This is a genomic window from Flaviflexus sp. (genome assembly GCF_041440645.1).
Lineage (GTDB): Bacteria > Actinomycetota > Actinomycetes > Actinomycetales > Actinomycetaceae > Flaviflexus.
On sequence record NZ_JASDVN010000038.1, the window covers coordinates 1 to 19,218 of the forward strand.

The window sequence follows — 19,218 nt, forward strand, 5'->3', positions numbered from 1 at the left end:
ACTGCGGAGTGCAGGGAGTCGGACTTGTAGATTGGGGCCGTGCAGCCCTCAACGTAGTGAACGTAGGAGCCCTCATCGGCGATGATCAGGGTGCGCTCGAACTGACCCATGTTCTCCGTGTTGATACGGAAGTATGCCTGCAGCGGGATCTCGACGTGAACGCCCTTCGGGACGTACACGAAGGAACCACCCGACCACACGGCGGTGTTGAGGGACGCAAACTTGTTGTCACCCGCGGGAATAACGGTACCGAAGTACTCCTTGAACAGGTCCGGGTGCTCCTTGAGTGCGGTGTCGGTGTCAAGGAAGATGACGCCCTGCTGCTCGAGGTCCTCACGGATCTGGTGGTACACGACCTCGGACTCGTACTGGGCGGCAACACCTGCGACGAGACGCTGCTTCTCAGCCTCGGGAATACCAAGGCGATCGTAGGTCTCCTTGATGTCCTCCGGGAGGTCTTCCCACGAGGTCGCCTGCTTCTCTGTGGAGCGCACGAAGTACTTGATCTGATCGAAATCAATATCGGTCAGATCTGCACCCCACATGGGTAGCGGCTTCTTGTCGAACAGCTTCAGAGCCTTGAGACGGCGCTCGAGCATCCACTCGGGCTCGCCCTTCATCTCCGAGATGCTACGAACGACATCCTCGTTCAGGCCGCGGCGCGCATTCGCACCCGCCTCATCAGAGTCATGCCAGCCGAACTTGTAGTTGCCGATCGAAGCGATCGTCTCTTCCTGTGTCATCGGCTCGCCGACACCGGCATCAGGCCGTGTCTGTGTCATTGATTTCCTTCCGTTGCGTTGTTACGCGTAGGTGTTCCCGCGGGGCGGGATGGGATCAGCAGTGGTATGTGGGTGGTACAAACGTGGTCCCCGCCCGCTAGGGTAGCGAGTCTTTGGACGTGCACGCCAAGTAGTCTCGAGAACGCCTGCGTCTCGGCCTCGCACAGTTCCGGGAACTGGCCAGCAACCTGCTGGACGGGGCAGTGGCCCTGGCAGAGCTGGAGTGCCATACCGCGCGGACCAACGGACCGCAGGGAAGCGGCGTAGCCATCACCGGAGAGCTTCTTCACGAGCTCCTTCGCTCGCGCAGCGGGATCCTCTCCGACCTCGTCGAGGGCCCTGCCGTAGCGCTTTTCAAGCTCGTCGCTTCGCTTATTGGCGAACTCCTCAACCTTGTCGTCCCCGAGCGAGTCACGAATGAACTCGAGCGCGTGCGAGGCGAGGTCAGAGTACTCGTTCTGGAGCTGGGACTGACCCTCCTTGGTTGCGACGTAGTGGCGTGCGGGGCGCCCGCGGCGGGCCTGACTGGAAGCCGTTGTCTCGTGCACCTCGATGAGGCTTTCCTCCTCCAGGACACCGATGTGGCGGCGGACTGCCGCCGGTGTGAGGTAAAGAATCTTCGCGAGACTGGCGGCCGTGATTGGGCCGCGCTCGACGATGAGCTCCAGAATCGTGTCTCTCGTGCCGGATTCTGGTTCCTGAACGACTGTCATAACCTCCTCCTTTCACTCGACTTCTTTACACAACAGTTTCCTTGCTTATTTACCTAATTGCAAGCATGTCCACCGTGCAACTGGTCTCGAACAAAGGTTCTCTCAACGTTTCCTACGGATTGGCAGAGACGAAGATCACCCGGTCCGGGAGAGTCGTTTCATCGCCCTACAATGGGGCCATGCCTTTGCCTGCTCTCGAGGTCTCGAATCTCGTCATGTCCTACGGGGACCGGACTGTCGTCGACGACGTCTCCTTCACCGTTAATCCCGGCACCATCGCAGTCATTCTCGGCCCGAACGGTGCCGGCAAGACGACCGCCGTGGAGAGCTGCGAGGGTCTGCGCACCCCCAACTCCGGGACCGTCACGCTCCTCGGCTACGACCGCGTGAGGGACGATGCGGAGATCCGGAACCGGGTCGGTGTCATGCTGCAGGATGGGGGGCTCCCCCAGGCGGTCAAGGCGGGGGACGTCCTCGCCCACATCGCACGCCTCCACAAGAACCCGAGGAACGTGTCGGAGCTTCTCGACACCCTCGATCTGACGGAGCACGCGGGCACCCGGGTCCGTCACCTTTCGGGCGGCCAGCGCCAGCGACTCTCCCTCGCCTGCGCCATCGTTGGCAATCCTGAGCTCGTGTTCCTCGATGAACCCTCGGCCGGGATGGACCCCGCCTCACGTAGGACCATGCACGCGCTCGTCCGGTCGCTTGCGAACTCAGGCACGACCGTTGTGCTGACGACTCACCTCATGGATGAGGCCGAGATTCTTGCGGATCAGGTCATCGTCATGAGGAACGGTCGCATTGTTGCCGACGGCCGCTCAACCGGCCTCCTCGGTGGTCGCTCCATCTGGATCGAATCAGATGCAACCGACTCTCGTGGCATCGAATCGATCGAACGGCTCCTCAGTTCCCAGCTCACGGGATTCCAGTACCGGAGAAAGGACGATCGGCTCGAGGTGTTCACGGAGGGTTCAGCAACGACCGCGGACCTGACGAAGGTCGCGACCCTGCTTGAACGTGAGCGGATCCTCGATGTCAGCGTCGCCCTGCGCTCACGGTCCCTCGAGGACCTCTATTTCGACCTGGTGGAGACAAAGTGACCGTTCTAGCACAGACCCGTTTCGAAACGGCAACTATTCTCCGCAATGGGGAGCAGCTCCTGCTCAACATTCTTCTGCCCATTGCCGCCCTTGTCGTCCTGGCCGAGGTCCCACTGGCGGGCCGCGAACCACTCGGCATAGAGCTCGCCTTCCCGTCCGCTCTGGCCCTCGCCTGGGCATCGACAGCCTTCAGTTCCCAGGCCATCGCCGTGGCCTTCGACCGGCGCTGGGGCGTGCTCCGCATGCTGGCAACGACCCCGCTGGGTGGGCGGGGATTGTTCGCCGGCAAACTGGGGGCGATCACGATCGTTGCCCTAATCCAGACTCTCGTTCTTTTTGTCATCGGCCTGTTCCTCGGGCTGTCGTTCAATGCTGGAGTGCTCCTGCCCGGTCTCGCCTTCCTTGTTCTTGGTCTCGCGGGGTTCCTTGGGATCGGGTTGCTCATTGGCGGCACGATGAAGCCGGAGGCCGTGCTGGCCGTGGCGAACCTGCTGTGGATCGTCATGGCGGGGCTGGGTGGCTTGCTCGTTCCCCTCGACGATTACCCCTCCATTTGGGGTGCGATCATTGCCTACACTCCCCCGGGCGCTCTCGGTGAGGGACTCCGCAACGTTTCGACGGGCGAAGGATACGCAATTCATCTGCTCGTTCTGGCAGGATGGGCAGTAGGCGGTGGCCTGCTGGCGGCCTCCCGCTTCCGATGGGACTCAAAGTAGGACACAATGCACGTCGATAAGACAACCCGCAATCTCACGATCGCCAATCTCGTTGCACAGATTGGCATCATCATGACCGGAGGTGCGGTGCGCCTGACCGGTTCGGGACTGGGATGTTCCCAGTGGCCCTTCTGCGAACCGGGTAGCTTTACTCCCGAGTTCCACGAGGAGCTCTCCATCCACCCCTACATTGAGTTCGGCAACAGGACACTAACCGGTGTTCTCACGATCATCGCGGTTCTCCTCATCGTTGCGGTCTACAAGCGCGAACCAACAGCGTCCCGTCCCGAGATCAAGAAGCTGTCCTGGCTCCCCCTTATCGGCATCGCCATCCAGGCCCTCATCGGTGGCATCACTGTCTGGGTTGATCTGCACCCCGCCGTGGTCGGCAGCCACATGCTCATCTCCCTCGGGCTGGTCGCGATCTCCGCCTACCTCCTGTGGCGCATCGACCATCCCGACACGAAGCCTGTCCCTCTTGCATCTTTCACGCGGCCCCTCACAATCGCGATCGGTCTGTCGTCAGCTATTCTCGTCACCCTCGGCGTCATCGTCACCGGTGCCGGCCCCCACTCGGGAGACGAGGAGGCACCCTACAGGTGGGCTATGGACACGGTCGCCATCACCCGCATCCACTCCCTGTCGGCGTGGTTGTTCACCGCGATCGTTCTCGTCGGCCTGTTCCTCATCTTCCGCCTCGAACGCACCAACCCGGGTCCGGATGTTCGCGTGGCCAAGAAGGCCTGGCTCGGCATCCTCACCGTCACGCTCCTCAACGGCGTTGTCGGCTACGTCCAGCACGCCACGAACCTGCCGGAGATCCTCGTCGGAATCCACATGCTTCTCGCGGCCCTGGTAGTCATGACTGTCGCGTGGGGTGCCAGCTCCCTCCACCCGCGTCCCGCCACCTCCCCCGAAGGCATCGCTCCCTCGACTCAGCCCAGCGAGACCACGGTCTAACCTCCCTGGTCAGTCGCGAGTCAACTCACGACTCAACTAAAGAGCTAACAACATGTGTGTTCTGTCCCTACGGGACAGCACACATTCTTTCGAGAGCATTTAGCGTTTCGGAGTGGGTGCCTCGCTTTCCAGGACGGGTGGTCCGCTTTCACTTACGGGTGACTCGCATTCCAGTGCAGGTGCACCACTTTCACGTGGGGTGATTCCATGGACGAAGATCACCGCACCTCGTTGGCTTCTTAGCAGGCCTGAAAGTTGCTGGATATCGTTCTTTGCCTCCTTTTTGTCCGCGGAATGTGTTTGAATGCCTTAACCGAGCGGGTTAGCAGGACCCCCACCGTGAGGAAGGATTGCGATGTCAAGATTCTTTTCGGTGCTGTTGGAGCTCATCAAACCGCTCAAGAGTGAGCTGGTCATCTATGCATTGCTCATCGCCTACACGACGTACCGGCACGGCCTGCCCTTTTCTTCTTGGGGTAGCTGGGATGACTGGTACCCGCTTCTGTCCAGCATCGTGGCCTACTACGTCATCTCGCGTGCTCTCATCTATTTCTTTCACTGGAACAGCAACCTCCCGCCTTTCGATCCATCTCCCCCGCCAGACGACGAGTCCCCGTACAACCCGCGTCAAAGCAACTACACGCCCCGGCGTTGATGAGCGCGGCAACGCTATCGGGCTCACTGACCATCCGATTGATGCGCATCGCCACCGGCAAAGCTGCTTGTGAAGCGCTGTGCCCGGATAGAGACCCGACCAGACACAGACAAAGAAATGACGCCTCGATTCCGAGGCGTCATTCAATTGCTGGCTAGATCAACTCTCACCCGGGTGTTTTTCTCAGAGTCCTTCTTCGATCAAGAGTGCACGTGGATCAGGCCGCAGTGGTGGTTGCTGGATCTAGAGAACGAGGGCGGCGACCCAGGCGAAGAGAAGCATGCCGATGTTGCAGTGCAGGAAGGTTGGGATGACGGAGTCACGGATGTGGTCATGCCTGCCATCGGCATTCAGACCCGCGGTCACGCCGAGTGAGATGGTCGAGGCCGGGGAGCCAGCATCGCCCAGGGCGGCTGCGGCGCCGAGGAGGCAGATGGTTGCGAGGGGGCTGAAACCCAGCTCGAGTGCGAGGGGGATGTAGATGGGGGCGAGGATCGGGACGGAGGCGAAGGAGTCGCCGAAACCGATCGTGATGAAGAGGCCGATGAAGAGCATGAGGAATGCTCCGAAGACTTTGCTGCCACCCACGAAGTTCGCGGTCGCGGCAATGAGGGGCTCGATCTCGCCTGTCTGAGCAAGCAGTCCGGCGAAGCCGGAAGCCACGGTGATGATGACACCGATGGTTGCCATCATGAGCAGGCCCTGGGTGAAGACGTCGTCCTGCTCCTTCCACTTGAAGATGCCGCCGATGCTGAGGAAGATGAAGCCGATCATGGCGCCCAGCAGGAGCGAATCGAAGGCAATCTGGAAGTAGAGAGCCGCCGCAAGCGCCAGGACCGTCATGACAAGCGGGAAGGGACGAAGCTTGGTCGCGGGCACGGAGCCCTGAGCGACCACGGAACCCTGGACGGGTTCCTCGTAGGTGCGCTTGCCACGGTAGGACACGAGGACCGCGAAGAGCATGCCAGCAACAAGACCCATGACGGGCCAGAACATCGCCTTAGGGGCCATGTCCGCGGTTGCCGAGAGGCCGTAGCCGGCACCGAACTCGTTGACGTTGACGAGCAGGATCTCATTGAGGTAGATCGCGCCGAAGCCCGTGGGAAGAAGCAGGTAGGCGGCGCTCATGGAGCACCCGAGAATGCAGGCCACGGCCCTGCGGTCCACCTGAAGCTTGTTCAGCACACCGAGGAGTGGCGGGATGAGGATCGGGATGAAGGCAATGTGAACCGGGATGAGGTTCTGGGAGAGCAGGGACACGACCACGAAAAGGACGTAGAGGGCCCACTTGATGCCCTTGCTCGTCTTCTCCTCATCAGTGCTGACCTTCTTCGTCACCCAGGCGGCAAAGAGCTCGATGATGCCGGAGCGGGACAGCGCGACAGCGAGCGCACCGACCATGATGTATGTGAGGCCCACCTGGGCGCCCACGAGGAGGCTGTCGTTGAACACACCGAGGGAGCCTTCGATGCCGAGGCCCGCCTGGAGGCCGCCGAGCATCGCCGCCACAATGAGAGCGATCGTGACCGGCACCTTGATGAGGCACAGGGCAACCATGACGACGATCGCGAGTACGACCGCGTTGACATGGTTCCCGGTCAGCTCGAACAGGCCATAGACGACAGCTAGTGCAAGGATGGTGATGACCGCGTACCGGGGGAAGATCTCACTCCAGCGGATGGTCTCGGGAGGCTTCTGCGCCTGTTCTTCTGTATTCACGCTCACGGGTTGGCTCCTTTCGCCACGTCATCCTAACCCGGGCGTTCAGCTATGAGCCTCGACGGCCACCTAGTGGCCACTTAGTGGATGGTGAGCTTCATCCAATCGCCAGAATGTCAACGATTGCGTACAGGTCCTGAGTGCCCTGAGCCTGGGCTGCCGGGATCTTGATGAGGAGCCGTGAACCGACCGTGCTCTCGGAGATTCCGGTTCTCAGTCCCTCCATGGTCCCGCTCACGTTGAGACGAATCGGTCCCTTCCCCCACGTCGTATCAATGAGGGCACCATCATCGGCGCTGTAGAGGGAGTACTGCACGTACACGCTGTCCTCGGCGGTCACCTGTTCGCCGTCACCGCGAATCGAGACCGAGGTCGAGAGCCGCTTGACCGGTCCGGAACCGACCAGGGTGGGCACGCCATCCTCGCCGACTGCGATCGTGGGTTCTCCGCTCATCTCCCGGGACTGCCCCTGAGCGCTCGAGTAGAGCACATCGACAACAACGATCTCCGCTCCACCCTCCTGAGGGATGACCTGCGCGAGTCGTGAGCCCTCCGTGACGCCCTCCAGGTCAATGAACGACGTGTCGGGCAGTCCCAGGGTGACCTCCTCGCCTCCGGCTAGGAGGTTCCGATCGTCGTCGAAGGAAGCCACGACGTAGAGGATAGGAACGTCGTGGTTAATGACTGGGCCGTTGCCTTCCTCAAGAACAAGGACCTCGTCCGCGTAGGTACCCGAGATCGACTTCAGCGTGGGCGAACCTAGGTCGCCGGCTACCTCGACATGGAGGTCCGCCTCGGTTGTTTCCTCGTCTGTGGGGGCTTGCGAACAGGCCCCCAGTGCTAGCGCGAGTGACAGCGCGAGAACGCTTCGCCTCACACGTGCTCCAGGAGCTCATCCACCCGATCGTCCACGGGCGAGAACGGGTCCTTGAGGATCACGGTGCGCGCACCGTCTGCCTCGAGCAGGCGCAGGTTCATCCAGTCGACCATGTAGTCGCGCCGTGCCTCGGTCGCTGCCTTCACGAACCTGCCGCGCAGTGCCGCACGGGTCGTGGTCGGGGCGTTCGAGGTGAAGTGCTGGGCCGTCTCTTCCGTGACCAAGCGGTCGAGCAACCCCTGGTTGGTCATCGTCGTGAAGAGGCCGGACGTGGGTGAGATGTCGTGGTAGGCGAGCTCGAGGCGGGCCAGCCTCGGATCGTCCCACCCTGTTCCCGCCTTGGTGCGGTAGCGATCGAGCAGGTTGAGCTTCGCCACCCAGTCGAGCTTGGTCGACAGCTTTTCCAGCTCCCCCTTCTCAAGAGCATCGATGCCCTCGAGCCACAGGTTAGCGAGCATGAGCCTGGTGGCATCGAGCTCGGACTTGTAGCCGTGGGAATCGTAGTGAGAGTGGGCAAGTTCCGCGAACTCGCGCTGAATCTCGAGAGCGGTGCGGGAGCCGCCCTCCTCGAGTTCAACCTTCGTCTTCAGGGTGATGTCGTGGGAGATATTACGGATCGCCTTCATCGGGTCGGCCAGCTTGAGGTGCGGCATGATGACGCCGTCCTCGAGCAGCACGAGAAGCATCTCTGTCATCGCGAACTTCAGGGCCGTCGTTGTTTGGGACATGTTGGTGTCCCCCACGATCACGTGCATACGGCGGTACTTCTCCATGTCGCCATGGGGCTCGTCGCGGGTGTTGACGATGGGGCGGGACCGGGTCGAGGCCGACGAGATCGCGTCCCACATCTGATCCGCTCGCTGCGACAGCTCAAAGGACGCACCGTCTGGTTGACGGCGGATGTGGCCGGCGCCGGTCAGGACCTGACGGGTCACGAAGAACGGCACGAGCGAATCAACGCGGGACCGGAAGTCGCGTCTCCTGCGCAGCAGGTAGTTCTCGTGGCATCCGTAGGAGTTCCCCGCGGAGTCGACGTTGTTCTTGATGAGGTGCAGGCGTTCCGTGGAGCTCTGCTCTTCCAGGGATGCGTTCGCCTCATCGACCATCGACTGGTAGATGAGGTCTCCGGCGCGATCGAGGGCCACGAGGTCATCGATTGACACGCACTCGGCGGACGCGTACTCGGGGTGGGCACCAACATCAAGGTACAGCCGGGAGCCGTTTGATAAGAATGTGTTTGTGGACCTGCCCCATTCGACAACCTTGCGGAACAGGAGCTGCGCCGCTTCCTCACCGGTCAGGATCGAGGGTTCACCCGTGGTCGTGGCGCTCGTGAGGCCGTACTCGGTCTCCACGCCCATGACCCTCTTCGGGATCACTGTCCACCCTTTTGGACGAAGCCCTGAACGAACGCTTCCGCGTTCGTTTCGAGGACCGAGTCGATCTCATCAAGCAGCGAGTCAATGCCTTCGTGCTCGATGTTCTTCGCCTCCACAGCCTGCGGGGCTTTCTTCTGATTCTGTGTCTGCTTCTGGATTCTTTCCTGCATACCTAGCTCCTCAGAGTGTTAAGAAAATCTGTGATGGAAGGGGAACTGACCGCCTCACCGACGAGCTCCTTCGTGCCCGTCAGGGGATTGAGGGTGGGGATGCGGAGGAGGGACTCCTCCCCCGTGTCGACCGTGATCGAATCCCACGAGGCGGCAAAGACCTTGCCGGGGTAGTTCTTGATGAGAGAGCCGCGAACGAAGGCGCGGGTGTTCTCCGGGGGCGCCGTTGCGGCCTGGCGCACCTGCTCGGGCGTGAACAGGCGATCAACGCGCCCAGCAGCGTCGAGGCGGTCAACGATGGAGCGTCCCGCCCTCAGGTCGTGCCACTGAAGATCGAAGGCCACGATCTTCGGATCGTTCCAGGCGAGGCCTCCCCTGCTCCTCATTGCCTCCAACATCTGCATTTTCGCAACCCACTCGACCTGGCCCGCGGCAGAGTAGATGTCGGTCGAGAGCTGCTCAATGACCAGATCCCACGTGTCGAGCAGAAGCTCTGTCTCCGGGTCGAGGCTACCGGCCTTCGTCATCGCGGTGCGGCACATGCGGGCGTAGTGGGACTGAATCTGCAGAGCCGTCGCCGAACTGCCGTCCCTCAGCGCAATCTCGTGCTTGAGAGACGTGTCGTAGGAAACCTCCGCGGTCTGCCACACGGGATCAGCGATGGCGAGGGAATCGAGCTCGAGGTCAGCACCGCCGTTCTCCAGCAGCCACAGGACAGCCGAGGTGGTCCCGACCTTGAGGAAGTTCGAGTAGTCGAACAGGTTCGCGTCCCCACCGATCACGTGGAGCCTGCGCCACTGGCGCAGTGCGTGAGGTTCGTCGCGGGTGTTGATGATCGGGCGGTTGAAGGTGGTCTCCAGGCCGATATCGTTCTCGACGTAGTCGGCGCGTTGCGAGATTTGGTAGCCGGGTTCCTGTGAACGCTGACCAAGTCCAACGCGACCTGCGCCGCACAGCACAGGGCGAGTCACGAAGAACGGCACAAGAGCCGAGACGAGATCATCGAAATCGACGCTACGGTTGACGAGATAGTTCTCGTGGGAGCCGTAGGTAGCTCCCTTGCCGTCGACGTTGTTCTTGTACAGGGTCGCCTCGGTGCCCTGTTCGTAGAGCAGGTTCATGGCATCCCGGGCGATGTGCTCCCCCGCCCTGTCGTACAGAACGGCATCGAGAGGACCAAGAGTTTCGGGTCCGGAGTATTCGGGGTGCGCGTGGTCGACATAGAGCCGCGCCCCGTTTGTCAGCACGGTGTTCGAGGCACGCGGCATGTCCAATTCGGCGTCGCTGGGCCTGCGGACCGACATGGCGGACGGCGCGGGCCTGTCCGGATCGTCCGTCAGCTGCGAGGGGTCCGCGGAGGCACGTTCGATGCGGAAACCGCGAGCATCGTTCAGTGGATCCTCGCCCCGGTAATCCCACCTGATGGGTCCGTTGGGGCTCGCTTCGCCCGCGCTCGCGTACGCATCGACAATGTAGGTCGAGTAGCGGATCGGGTTGATCGGGTCGGTCGAGAGAATACCGAACTCTGTTTCGGTACCGATGACGCGCTTGACTGTCATATTCTCCCTCCCAGGTCGATACCCTCGAAACTGTTCGTGCCGCTACCCTCGCTCGTGGGACGTGCGGCGGAGGATTCTGACTCTGGCGCTGAACCCTCAGTCGGTGCCTGCAGACTTGCGGCTGCCTCCTCACGGGCGGCGTGCTTGCCGGCGAGGGAACGGACGAAGGTGACGCGCCTGTTGGGGCGGCCATTCACTCGTGCCCACTCGTCCGGGTTCGTCACACCTGCGATGTCCTCGTTCTGGCGGATCTCCTGATCGAGCGCGGACAGAAGGTGCTGGGTGCTGATGCCGCGCTTGCCGGTGTGGAGGAGGTCCTTGATCGCAAGAGTCTTGGCACGGTCCACGAGACCGGCAATCATGGCGCCAGAGGCGAAGTCGGACAGGTACTGGGTCTCAATCGCACCGTCGGCGTATGTGATCTCAACGTACTCTGTGCGCTCGTTACGCGCGTAGAGGGCATCGATGCTGGTCTGGATCATGGCGCGGACCGCGTTCTCGGCATTGCCGTGTGCCGCGATCTCATCCTCGTGGATGGGGAGGTTCGCGGTCAGGTACTTGGCCATGATGTCGGCGGCGCCGTCACGGTTCGGTCGCTCGATGCGGATCTTGATGTCGAGTCGTCCGGGACGCAGGATCGCGGGATCGATCATGTCCTCACGGTTGGAGGCGCCGATGACGATGACGTTGTCGAGGGACTCGACACCATCGATCTCCGCCAACAGTTGCGGCACGATCGTGGTCTCGGCATCGGAGGAGACACCGCTGCCGCGGGTGCGGAACAGCGCCTCCATCTCGTCGAAGAAGATGACAACGGGATATCCGCCCGAGGCGCGTTCGCGTGCTCGTTCGAAGATCTCACGGATCTGACGTTCGGTTTCACCCACGTACTTGTCGAGCAGTTCGGGGCCTTTGACGTTGAGGAAGTAGGCGCGATCGTCGCCGGTCGTGTCGGCAAGGCTCGTTGCGACGGCCTTGGCGATGAGGGTCTTGCCACATCCTGGCGGGCCGTAGAGTAGAACGCCCTTGGGTGGCTTCAGTCCGTGGTCGCGGTAGAGCTCGGGATGCTCGAAGGGCAGTTCCACGGAGTCCCGGATCTGCTCGATCTGGGGTCCCAGACCTCCGATGTCGGAGTAGGAGATGTCAGGGATCTCCTCGAGAAGCAGTTCCTCCACGTCGGGGCGTTCAAGGAGTTCGTAAACGAAGCCGTACTCGAGGTTGGCGCGCAGGGAATCGCCGGGGCGAATGCCCTTGGAGATGAGCGGATCGGCGATGCGAACGACCTGCTCCGCCTGATTCGAGGTGATGAGCACGCGGTCTGTTCCGATGACGAGCTTGGCGGTCACGACCTCGCCAGTGTCGGGGAAGCCGAGGCCTTCAAGAACGACGAGCTGTTCAGACATGCGGAGGATCTGACCGGGGCGGAGAGTACCCGCACCCTTATCAACCACCACCTGCATGTACCGCCCGCTCATGAGGATCGTTGCGGTGCTGTCGGGCTCTGCCTGGATGTAGATGCCGTACGGGCTCGGCGGGGAGGCAAGCGCCTCGAGCCGTTCATCCATTTTCGCGAGTTCGTCGCGTGCCACGGACAGGGCACTGGCGAGCTTCTCATTCTGACGAACGAGAATCTGCACCTGCTCGGATGCGCTACTTGCTGAGCTCATCAACTTCCTCTCAGTTGGTCATTCCAGTATCTCGCAGCACGTGCGACGTGTCGACGTCAGGAGGGACACCATCAAGGTGCGAGACAGCCCCCCGAGCATACCCTCATCTACTTTTTGCCTGACATTGCGCGACAAAAGCTGGACAGCACTGGGTCTCGACAACCACCGTGAGGCTCCGCTGAGTTCCCTCGCAGTGAACGACGACGTCGACCTTTTGCGGTGTCACAAGCGATCAAGCAAACCATCTGTACATGTCGCAAGCGATCAGGCTAGTGCTGGTCAGTTCTGTTACTGAGACCTGTGACAGAGATCTGTTCCTGAGGCCTGTGACAGAGTTCTGTTACAGAAAGAGCGACCTGGGTCGAACTGGGTCAACCTTGACCGCCAGGGCGTCCTCACAGGGACCGTTGAAATCGCCGGCCGATTCAAGAATTCCTGACGAATACCCTGGCAAGCGTTTCCGGTGACTTACTCAGCAGACTCTGCGGATCGTGGGAACTGTGCATCCGCCTCGGGTGAGTCGCCTGAGGGCACGCCATCGTTGTCTTCCGGGATGTGCGAGGAACCGGTCTGCTCGATGAGGCTGCGCTGCTTGACGTCGCGAAGCACCTTGCGGAGCTTTTTGGGTGACATCGCAGGTTCTTCCATTGGTTCGAGAGACTCGTCCTCCCACGGCATCGTGTCCGAGTAGGCAAGCTTGGCGGGCCTGCGCTTTTCGAGGAGCGGCTCATTGCCCGGGGCGAGCTTGCGGGCCACGACAAGGAAACCGGTGTGGGCCACCATGCGGTGGTCGGGGCGGACGGCGAGTCCCTCGAGGTGCCACGTGCGCACAAGGGTTTCTGTAGCCTCGGCCTCCGTGAATGCGAAGGTGGCTCGCATGGACTCAACGAAGCGGGACAGCTGAGTTGTTGTCGCGACATATCCCAGGAGAACCCCGCCGGGGCGGAGCACCCGAACGGCCTGCTCGAGGTTCTCCCACGGGGCAAGCATGTCGAGAATGACGTGATCGATGGACTCTTCTGCCATGCCCTCAAGCACGTCCGAGAGGTCACCGATCTCAACGGTCCACGGCGGAATTTCCTCGCCATACCAGCTCTCCACGTTGGCGATGGCGATGGTGGCGAACTCTTCACGCCGCTCCACGGAATGAACGTGGCCGGTCGGGCCCGTGGCAGCTAGCAGCGAGAGCGTCAGGGCACCGGATCCGACACCCGCCTCAACGACGCGGGCTCCCGGGAACACGTCGGCGATCGAGATGATCTGTGCCGCATCCTTCGGGTAAATCGGGGTGGCGCCGCGCGGCATGGAAAGAACGTAGTCGGTTACGAGCGGGCGAAGGGCTAGAAGCCTGTGACCATCATCCGTGTCCAGGACGGAACCCTCGGGTTGGCCGATGATGGCGGAGTGGCGGAGCCTGCCCCTACCCGACTGGAAGTAGCCGTCGTGGGTGAGCATGGTCGTATACTTGCGGCCCTTGATGTCGGTGAGCTGAACGCGTTCACCTGCGCGGAAGGGGCCTCGTCGCCGGTCGGCACCTGAGGGATGAATAGTCACAGTCGACAAGTCTACCGGCAGAAACCTCCCCGTCCTTCGCTAGGCTTGTCACATGCGTTACCAACCAGCCCTCTCCGTGTCACGGCTCAACGACTTCAAGCAATGCCCGCTGAAGTTCCGCTACCGGGTCATAGACCGGCTTCCCGAACCGCCATCGTCGGCCGCCACGAAGGGCACGCTGGTTCACTCCGTTCTTGAGCACCTCTACGACCTTCCCGCAAGTGAACGCACACTCCACCGCGCAACCGACCTGCTCGAGCCGAGGTGGGCTGCTCTCGTTGAACGCGACCCGGAGATCCAGAGCCTGTTCGAGGAGGAGTCGTTCGATGACTGGCTGGATTCCGCCCGTTCTCTCGTCCGCACCTACTTCAACCGCGAGAACCCAACGATGCTCAATCCGCTGCGGAGCAACAGGGAACGCATGATCACGGTTGAACTCGACTCCGGCATTCGCTTCCGCGGCGTCATCGACCGCATCGATGTCGCACCCAAGGGTGACCTGCGCGTCGTCGACTACAAGACGGGGAAGATGCCGGGACCCATGTACCAGGAGGAAGCACTGTTCCAGATGAGGGCGTACGGCTTGCTCCTCAAGTACGAGCAGGACAAGGAACCGCTCCAGTCCCAAATCATCTATCTGGGCTCGGACTCGACACTCACGTACTGGACCGACGCTGGCGACAGCCCGCGCACCGAAGAATCGATCGTGGGCGTGTGGAACCAGATCCTCGACTGCATTGAGAAGAACGACTTCCCGCCCCGCAAATCCAAACTCTGTAACTGGTGCTCCTTCCAGTCCATCTGCCCCGCGTTCGACGGCGAATCACCCGAGATCAGCGACGAGGGCGTTGCCAAGCTCAAGAGAGTCGCGCTCTAGACTGCTCATCTATAGCTAGATCACGTATCGCTTAATCGCGCGAGGCTGTGAGTTTGCCCGTTCCAGACTTGACGCATGGGTACTGGAGAAGCCTAGGAATGCGCGGCCTTTCGTCCAACGACCTCGCAGGCGATGATGGCGATAAGGGGGATAACGGCTATCCACTGGAGGGAGCCGTTACCGAACACGACCGGGTTGTTCTCGAAGTCCAAGGCAAGCACTGCAAGCGCGAGGACACATAGATTGCGAACGAGAGTCAAGTTCGTGATGGGGACGGGAGTGGTCGACAGGCACCGGCACACGCTCCCCCGTGCTCGATAGACGACCATGAGGTAGCAGGTGGCGAGCAGGATTCCCGCGATGCTGACGATCCAGTAAAGGGTGCCGGATGCAAGGATCAGGCCGGCACCGATGAGGAGCTGAGCACCATAGTGCGCCCATGCAACACCCGGCCGCATGAGAGCGGCCGGGAGGTGAAGCTCCCTCATGTCCCGCAACATGGACTTGGGCATGCCGCGAGTATTGAGGAGAGCCGAGTAGAGAAGGAGTGCCGCCCACAGCAGGGCCGCGAGGTTCACGACAGGCTGACCCCCAGGAGTGCCTGGCACATGTCCCTGAACAGACCGGCCCCGTCGCGATCATCGTTGTACTCGTTGGCGTCGGCCCATTCGTCGATGGCGTCGAGGGCACCGGGGGTGTCGAGATTGTCGGCGAGTCGAGCACGCACGGTTGCGAGCAGTTCCTCCGCACCCGCTCCGCCCGTGTGGTTGGCCCTGCGCCAGCGGGTTAGGCGGCGCTCAGCGCGATCCAGGTCCTCATCCGTGTACTCCCAGTCGGAGTCCCACATGTGGCCAAGGAGGGCGAGGCGCACAACCATGGGTTCGAAGCCGCGCTGAAGCAGCTTGGACACGAGCACGAGGTTGCCGAGAGACTTGCTCATCTTGTGGCCCTCGTAGGCGACCATGCCGGTGTTCATCTGGCCACGGACGGTGACCTCGGGGTGGAAGTCCGCCATGTGCAACAGCGACATTTCCTGGTGCGGGAAGACCAGGTCGGCTCCGCCGCCCTGGATGTCGACCGTGTTGCCGAGGTAGTCGCGACCAATGAGTGCGCACTCGATGTGCCAGCCGGGACGCCACGCGCCGGGGCGTGCGCCTTCGGCCTGGAAGTCGTCTCCAACAACGCCCTTCCAGATGATGGGGTCAAGGGGATGCTGCTTGCCTGCACGGTCGGGATCGCCACCGTTTTCGCGGAACACCGAGATCAGATCGATGTCTTTGAGGTGGGGAGCCGCGTAGTCCGCATCGCTAGTCTTGATGTAGTAGTCGGTCCTGCCGTCCTCGGTCAGGCCGTATGCTCGACCATCAGCAAGAAGTTCCTTCACCTCGGCAACGAGAGGCTCAATAACGTCTGAGACGGCCACCCAGTTGTTGGGAGGAATGACGTTGAGGGTCTCCATGTCGGTGCGGAACAGCTCGATCTGAGAATCGGCGAGGTCGCGCCAGTTGACATTCGTTGCCTCTGCACGCTCGAACAGCGGATCATCGATGTCGGTGATGTTCTGCGCGTAGTTGACGTTCAGCCCACCATCCCGCCACGTGCGAACCAGCATGTCGAAAGATACGTAGGTGAAGGCGTGACCAAGGTGTGTGGCGTCGTACGGCGTAATGCCGCACACGTACAGGTTCGCATCCGGCCCGCTGACTGACACCCGCTCCCCTGTACGAGTGTCAACAACGTTTAGCTCAGGCGCAGTTCCCGGAAGGGTGGGAAGCTGCGGGATCGGCCACGAACGCATAGAAACCTTTCGAGTCACTGTGCCACCAGAACGCCAGCTCCGAGGAGCCCCACGACGACTGCGGCGAGAATCAAGCGATAAAGAACAAACGGGAGGTAAGACTTTGTTGAAATAAGCTTAAGGAACCAAACAATGACTATGTAACCAACAATGAAGGACACCACAGTAGCGACCAGCGTTGGTACGGTGCCGACCTGAGGGCCCGAACCGTCGTCCGAAACGAGTCGATACAGTCCCGAACCAAGAACGGCGGGGATGGCGAGCAGGAACGAGACTCGTGCCGCGGCCTCCCTCGTGTAGCCGAGCAGAAGCCCAACGGTGATGGTGCCGCCGGAGCGGGAAACACCGGGAATCAGTGCCATTGACTGGGCAAAGCCAAGGATCAGGCCGTCCTTCATGGAGAGGTCGTGCTCCCCCAGGCGCTGCTTTCCGTACTTGTCCGCAAGGCCCAGGAACACCGCAAAAATGGCGAGCATGAGGGCCGTGAGGTAGAGGTTGCGGAAGACTGAATCGATCGCATTCTCAAAGAACAGGCCGAGAACGACAATCGGGATTGTGCCGATTATCACGATCCACCCCATGCGAGCATCCTGCGGATCCGCGGGGCTGCGGTCCTTCCACGGACCAAACGGCAATGCGTTAAACCACGCTTTGATGATCCGCCAAATATCGTGCCTGAAGTAGATGACAACCGCCAGCTCCGTTCCGATCTGCACAACTGCAGTAAACGTCACGCCCGGGTCCCCCAGCGAAGGAAAGAGCTCTCCGACAATGCGGAGGTGAGCTGATGACGAAATCGGGAGGAACTCGGTCAGTCCTTGAACGAGACCAAGGATGACCGCTTCAAAAATTCCCATAGCGATACCTTAAGCCCCTCCCTCACCACATGCAGTAGGCTCACAGTGTGAGAAAACGCAAGCTTGGTTCGGTCGGCACATTTGTCACAACCCTGGGACTCGGCACCCTCACGTGGGGCCGCGATACGTCACCAGAAGATGCAACAAAGCAGCTCGACCTTTTCATGGACGCAAACGGTTCCGTGATCGACAGCTCACCCTATTTCGGTGGCGGCGAGGCAGAACACGTCCTCGGTGAACTCTTGCGCACCCACGTGGATCGCGAATCTCTCCACATCATTTCTCGTGCGGGGCTCGGACCCGAGGGCGTCGACGCCACCCGCTCCAGCCTCGAACGTAGCGTGACCTCAACCCTGTCGACTCTTGGTACCGAATGGATCGACACCCTCGTTTTAGCGGCCCCGGACCAGTCCACCGACTACGAGGAGACCGCCGACGCTCTCGCTTCCCTCGCAAGCCGCGGGCTCATCCACGGCGTTGGGCTTGGTAACTGCCCGGGTTGGTATGCAGGAATCATGAGCACGCTTCTCGCCGAACGCGGCGTCCGGCTTTCGGCACTCCACGTCGAATACAACCTTCTTCAGCGCGGCATCGAACGCGAGCTCGTCCCGTTCGCCCGTCATACCGGAGCCGGAGTCATCGCCTGGTCGTCTCTTGGTCGTGGTGTTCTTGCCGGCCGCTACCGCCACTCGATCCCACCGGACTCACGAGCGGCCTCGCCCCACTTCGCGAGCTTTGTCGAACCGTATCTTGGCGATAAGTCCCGGCAGGTTGTTGAAGCCATCGCCACCGCCGCGGATGGTCTCGGTGTCGACATCGCAACCGTGTCACTTGCCTGGGTCCTGTCCAGACCACAGGTATCAGTCGCCCTCATCGGCCCCCGCACCTCCGGTCAACTAAGCGCGATCCTGACAGATCTCAATGAGGACATTCCCGAAGCCGTTCTCGAGGCACTCACGGACGTCACATCTCAGTCCTGGGGTTACCCCGAGCGTTTCTAAACGCACGACCTTTACTAAAGAACTGTGGCCGGGCTCATTGCCCGGCCACACTCAGTTCACTCTTTCGGCTCAGTCGTCGAGAGGCTCGAGATCGTCCTCGTCGAAATCCTCGAAATCCTCATCTTCGTCGTCGTCGAAGTAGTCATCGTCCTCGTCGTCGACATCGTCTTCCTCTTCAATATCGTCGATGTCATCATCATCGTCGTCATCTTGATCGTCGTCCGTATACACGTCGAAGGGGAGCTCAATGCCGTAGTTAGTGAAAACGGCGTCGTCATAGACGACGTACGCATCGGCTAGGTTATCCATAGCCTCGATGACAGACTCGGCATCGGGGTCCTGCGTGTGAGCGGCGGTATCGTGAAACGCCTCGAATGCCCCAATGAGGCGGTCAAGTGCAGTACGCGGATCAATCATGATGAAAGCTTATCTTGAAAATGGTGCCAGAGCACACCCACTTCTGAGCACCCAAGAAGATACGGTTTGCTCACGGGATATCTACAGGTCTCGACCAGTGTCGTCCGTGGCGAATATTTAATAATATCCGCAGAAGCGGGTCTTTTTCCCGTCATCTCGCGCATTCACGGATCGGATGCGGCATGAATTTAAGGCAGTTGAAAAAACGGGGAACTTTTTGACCCAGTCGTCAACTAGACTGTCGTTAACATCAAAACTTGGTGACGAACAAGTGCATGGAACCAGATTGGCGTTCCGATAGTTCGTCCCACAAGACCTCTCCTAGCGAGAGGAGGGCGCGGCGGGATGGACTAGGTGTGGCTGTTATGTCTCAGGACATAGGTGACAGTTCTGTATCAGGACATGGGTGACGTT

The 19,218-nt window shown here is 61.0% G+C and carries 19 protein-coding genes; 6 read left to right on the top strand and 13 right to left on the bottom strand.

The genetic code is table 11. The features are described 5' to 3' along the window. A partial coding sequence (gene sufB / locus QMB98_RS05345) for a Fe-S cluster assembly protein SufB (RefSeq protein WP_371684647.1) occupies positions 1–782 on the bottom strand: 782 nt, incomplete at its 3' end. After that, positions 779–1,495: a helix-turn-helix transcriptional regulator gene (locus tag QMB98_RS05350; RefSeq protein ID WP_371684648.1), complete on the bottom strand. Its 717-nt coding sequence runs from the start codon at positions 1,493–1,495 to the stop codon at positions 779–781. The genes QMB98_RS05350 and sufB, both read right to left, overlap by 4 nt. A gap of 179 nt (positions 1,496–1,674) precedes the next feature. Here QMB98_RS05350 and QMB98_RS05355 point away from each other — a divergent pair, with 179 nt between their 5' ends. The 4 genes from QMB98_RS05355 to QMB98_RS05370 all read left to right on the top strand — a co-directional run bounded on the left by QMB98_RS05355 (position 1,675) and on the right by QMB98_RS05370 (position 4,929). Then, complete coding sequence (locus QMB98_RS05355) at positions 1,675–2,598, top strand: ABC transporter ATP-binding protein (RefSeq protein ID WP_371684649.1); 924 nt, start codon at positions 1,675–1,677, stop codon at positions 2,596–2,598. Beyond that, on the top strand, positions 2,595–3,314 hold the full coding sequence (locus QMB98_RS05360; protein WP_371684650.1) for an ABC transporter permease: 720 nt from the start codon (positions 2,595–2,597) through the stop codon (positions 3,312–3,314). Before QMB98_RS05355 ends, QMB98_RS05360 begins: the two co-directional genes overlap by 4 nt. 6 nt (positions 3,315–3,320) lie before the next feature. Continuing rightward, the gene (locus QMB98_RS05365) at positions 3,321–4,274 is read left to right on the top strand and encodes a heme A synthase (RefSeq protein ID WP_371684651.1); all 954 of its coding nucleotides are present in this window, start codon (positions 3,321–3,323) and stop codon (positions 4,272–4,274) included. A gap of 355 nt (positions 4,275–4,629) precedes the next feature. Then, entirely contained in the window at positions 4,630–4,929 is a 300-nt protein-coding gene (locus tag QMB98_RS05370) for a hypothetical protein (RefSeq protein ID WP_371684652.1), read from the top strand. 243 nt (positions 4,930–5,172) lie between these two features. On the opposite strand, the gene QMB98_RS05375 is transcribed toward QMB98_RS05370, so the two are convergent. From QMB98_RS05375 to QMB98_RS05405, 7 genes are all read right to left on the bottom strand, one after another. Further along, on the bottom strand, positions 5,173–6,654 hold the full coding sequence (locus QMB98_RS05375) for a Na+/H+ antiporter family protein (protein ID WP_371684653.1): 1,482 nt from the start codon (positions 6,652–6,654) through the stop codon (positions 5,173–5,175). A 91-nt stretch (positions 6,655–6,745) separates the two neighbouring features. Then, complete coding sequence (locus QMB98_RS05380) at positions 6,746–7,525, bottom strand: FKBP-type peptidyl-prolyl cis-trans isomerase (RefSeq protein ID WP_371684654.1); 780 nt, start codon at positions 7,523–7,525, stop codon at positions 6,746–6,748. Next, positions 7,522–8,904 carry a Pup--protein ligase gene (gene pafA, locus QMB98_RS05385; protein ID WP_371684655.1) on the bottom strand — a complete coding sequence of 461 codons (1,383 nt, stop codon included), beginning with the start codon at positions 8,902–8,904 and terminating at the stop codon, positions 7,522–7,524. The genes QMB98_RS05380 and pafA overlap by 4 nt, the downstream gene beginning before the upstream one ends. Further along, positions 8,901–9,074, bottom strand: coding sequence for a ubiquitin-like protein Pup (locus QMB98_RS05390; RefSeq protein ID WP_371684656.1), 174 nt, complete (start codon positions 9,072–9,074; stop codon positions 8,901–8,903). Before QMB98_RS05390 ends, pafA begins: the two co-directional genes overlap by 4 nt. A gap of 2 nt (positions 9,075–9,076) precedes the next feature. Further along, on the bottom strand, positions 9,077–10,633 hold the full coding sequence (dop, locus tag QMB98_RS05395; RefSeq protein WP_371684657.1) for a depupylase/deamidase Dop: 1,557 nt from the start codon (positions 10,631–10,633) through the stop codon (positions 9,077–9,079). After that, complete coding sequence (arc, locus tag QMB98_RS05400; protein ID WP_371684658.1) at positions 10,630–12,300, bottom strand: proteasome ATPase; 1,671 nt, start codon at positions 12,298–12,300, stop codon at positions 10,630–10,632. The genes dop and arc overlap by 4 nt, the downstream gene beginning before the upstream one ends. A 468-nt stretch (positions 12,301–12,768) precedes the next feature. Next, positions 12,769–13,854 carry a tRNA (adenine-N1)-methyltransferase gene (locus QMB98_RS05405; RefSeq protein WP_371684659.1) on the bottom strand — a complete coding sequence of 362 codons (1,086 nt, stop codon included), beginning with the start codon at positions 13,852–13,854 and terminating at the stop codon, positions 12,769–12,771. Between the two features lie 52 nt (positions 13,855–13,906). On the opposite strand from QMB98_RS05405, the gene QMB98_RS05410 reads away from it, so the two are divergent. After that, on the top strand, positions 13,907–14,731 hold the full coding sequence (locus QMB98_RS05410) for a RecB family exonuclease (protein WP_371684660.1): 825 nt from the start codon (positions 13,907–13,909) through the stop codon (positions 14,729–14,731). Positions 14,732–14,823: 92 nt separating this feature from the next. Here the strand turns inward: QMB98_RS05410 and QMB98_RS05415 are convergent, their stop codons facing one another. The 3 genes from QMB98_RS05415 to QMB98_RS05425 all read right to left on the bottom strand — a co-directional run bounded on the left by QMB98_RS05415 (position 14,824) and on the right by QMB98_RS05425 (position 17,386). Next, positions 14,824–15,339 carry a MauE/DoxX family redox-associated membrane protein gene (locus QMB98_RS05415; protein WP_371684661.1) on the bottom strand — a complete coding sequence of 172 codons (516 nt, stop codon included), beginning with the start codon at positions 15,337–15,339 and terminating at the stop codon, positions 14,824–14,826. Further along, positions 15,306–16,442: a hypothetical protein gene (locus tag QMB98_RS05420; protein ID WP_371684662.1), complete on the bottom strand. Its 1,137-nt coding sequence runs from the start codon at positions 16,440–16,442 to the stop codon at positions 15,306–15,308. Before QMB98_RS05420 ends, QMB98_RS05415 begins: the two co-directional genes overlap by 34 nt. A gap of 101 nt (positions 16,443–16,543) precedes the next feature. Then, positions 16,544–17,386, bottom strand: a complete 843-nt coding sequence (locus tag QMB98_RS05425; RefSeq protein WP_371684663.1) for an undecaprenyl-diphosphate phosphatase — start codon at positions 17,384–17,386, stop codon at positions 16,544–16,546. Between the two features lie 47 nt (positions 17,387–17,433). Here QMB98_RS05425 and QMB98_RS05430 point away from each other — a divergent pair, with 47 nt between their 5' ends. Continuing rightward, positions 17,434–18,387, top strand: a complete 954-nt coding sequence (locus QMB98_RS05430; protein ID WP_371684664.1) for an aldo/keto reductase — start codon at positions 17,434–17,436, stop codon at positions 18,385–18,387. 69 nt (positions 18,388–18,456) lie between these two features. Here the strand turns inward: QMB98_RS05430 and QMB98_RS05435 are convergent, their stop codons facing one another. After that, positions 18,457–18,804, bottom strand: a complete 348-nt coding sequence (locus tag QMB98_RS05435) for a hypothetical protein (RefSeq protein WP_371684665.1) — start codon at positions 18,802–18,804, stop codon at positions 18,457–18,459. Positions 18,805–19,218 lie beyond the last annotated feature (414 nt).

Bases quoted from the DNA above. Each gene is read 5' to 3' on its own strand.
- QMB98_RS05350 (WP_371684648.1), bottom strand. From the start codon at position 1,495: ATGACAGTCGTTCAGGAACCAGAATCCGGCACGAGAGACACGATTCTG.
- QMB98_RS05355 (WP_371684649.1), top strand. From the start codon at position 1,675: ATGCCTTTGCCTGCTCTCGAGGTCTCGAATCTCGTCATGTCCTACGGG.
- QMB98_RS05365 (WP_371684651.1), top strand. From the start codon at position 3,321: ATGCACGTCGATAAGACAACCCGCAATCTCACGATCGCCAATCTCGTT.
- QMB98_RS05370 (WP_371684652.1), top strand. From the start codon at position 4,630: ATGTCAAGATTCTTTTCGGTGCTGTTGGAGCTCATCAAACCGCTCAAG.
- QMB98_RS05390 (WP_371684656.1), bottom strand. From the start codon at position 9,074: ATGCAGGAAAGAATCCAGAAGCAGACACAGAATCAGAAGAAAGCCCCG.
- dop (WP_371684657.1), bottom strand. From the start codon at position 10,633: ATGACAGTCAAGCGCGTCATCGGTACCGAAACAGAGTTCGGTATTCTC.
- arc (WP_371684658.1), bottom strand. From the start codon at position 12,300: ATGAGCTCAGCAAGTAGCGCATCCGAGCAGGTGCAGATTCTCGTTCGT.
- QMB98_RS05410 (WP_371684660.1), top strand. From the start codon at position 13,907: ATGCGTTACCAACCAGCCCTCTCCGTGTCACGGCTCAACGACTTCAAG.
- QMB98_RS05425 (WP_371684663.1), bottom strand. From the start codon at position 17,386: ATGGGAATTTTTGAAGCGGTCATCCTTGGTCTCGTTCAAGGACTGACC.
- QMB98_RS05435 (WP_371684665.1), bottom strand. From the start codon at position 18,804: ATGATTGATCCGCGTACTGCACTTGACCGCCTCATTGGGGCATTCGAG.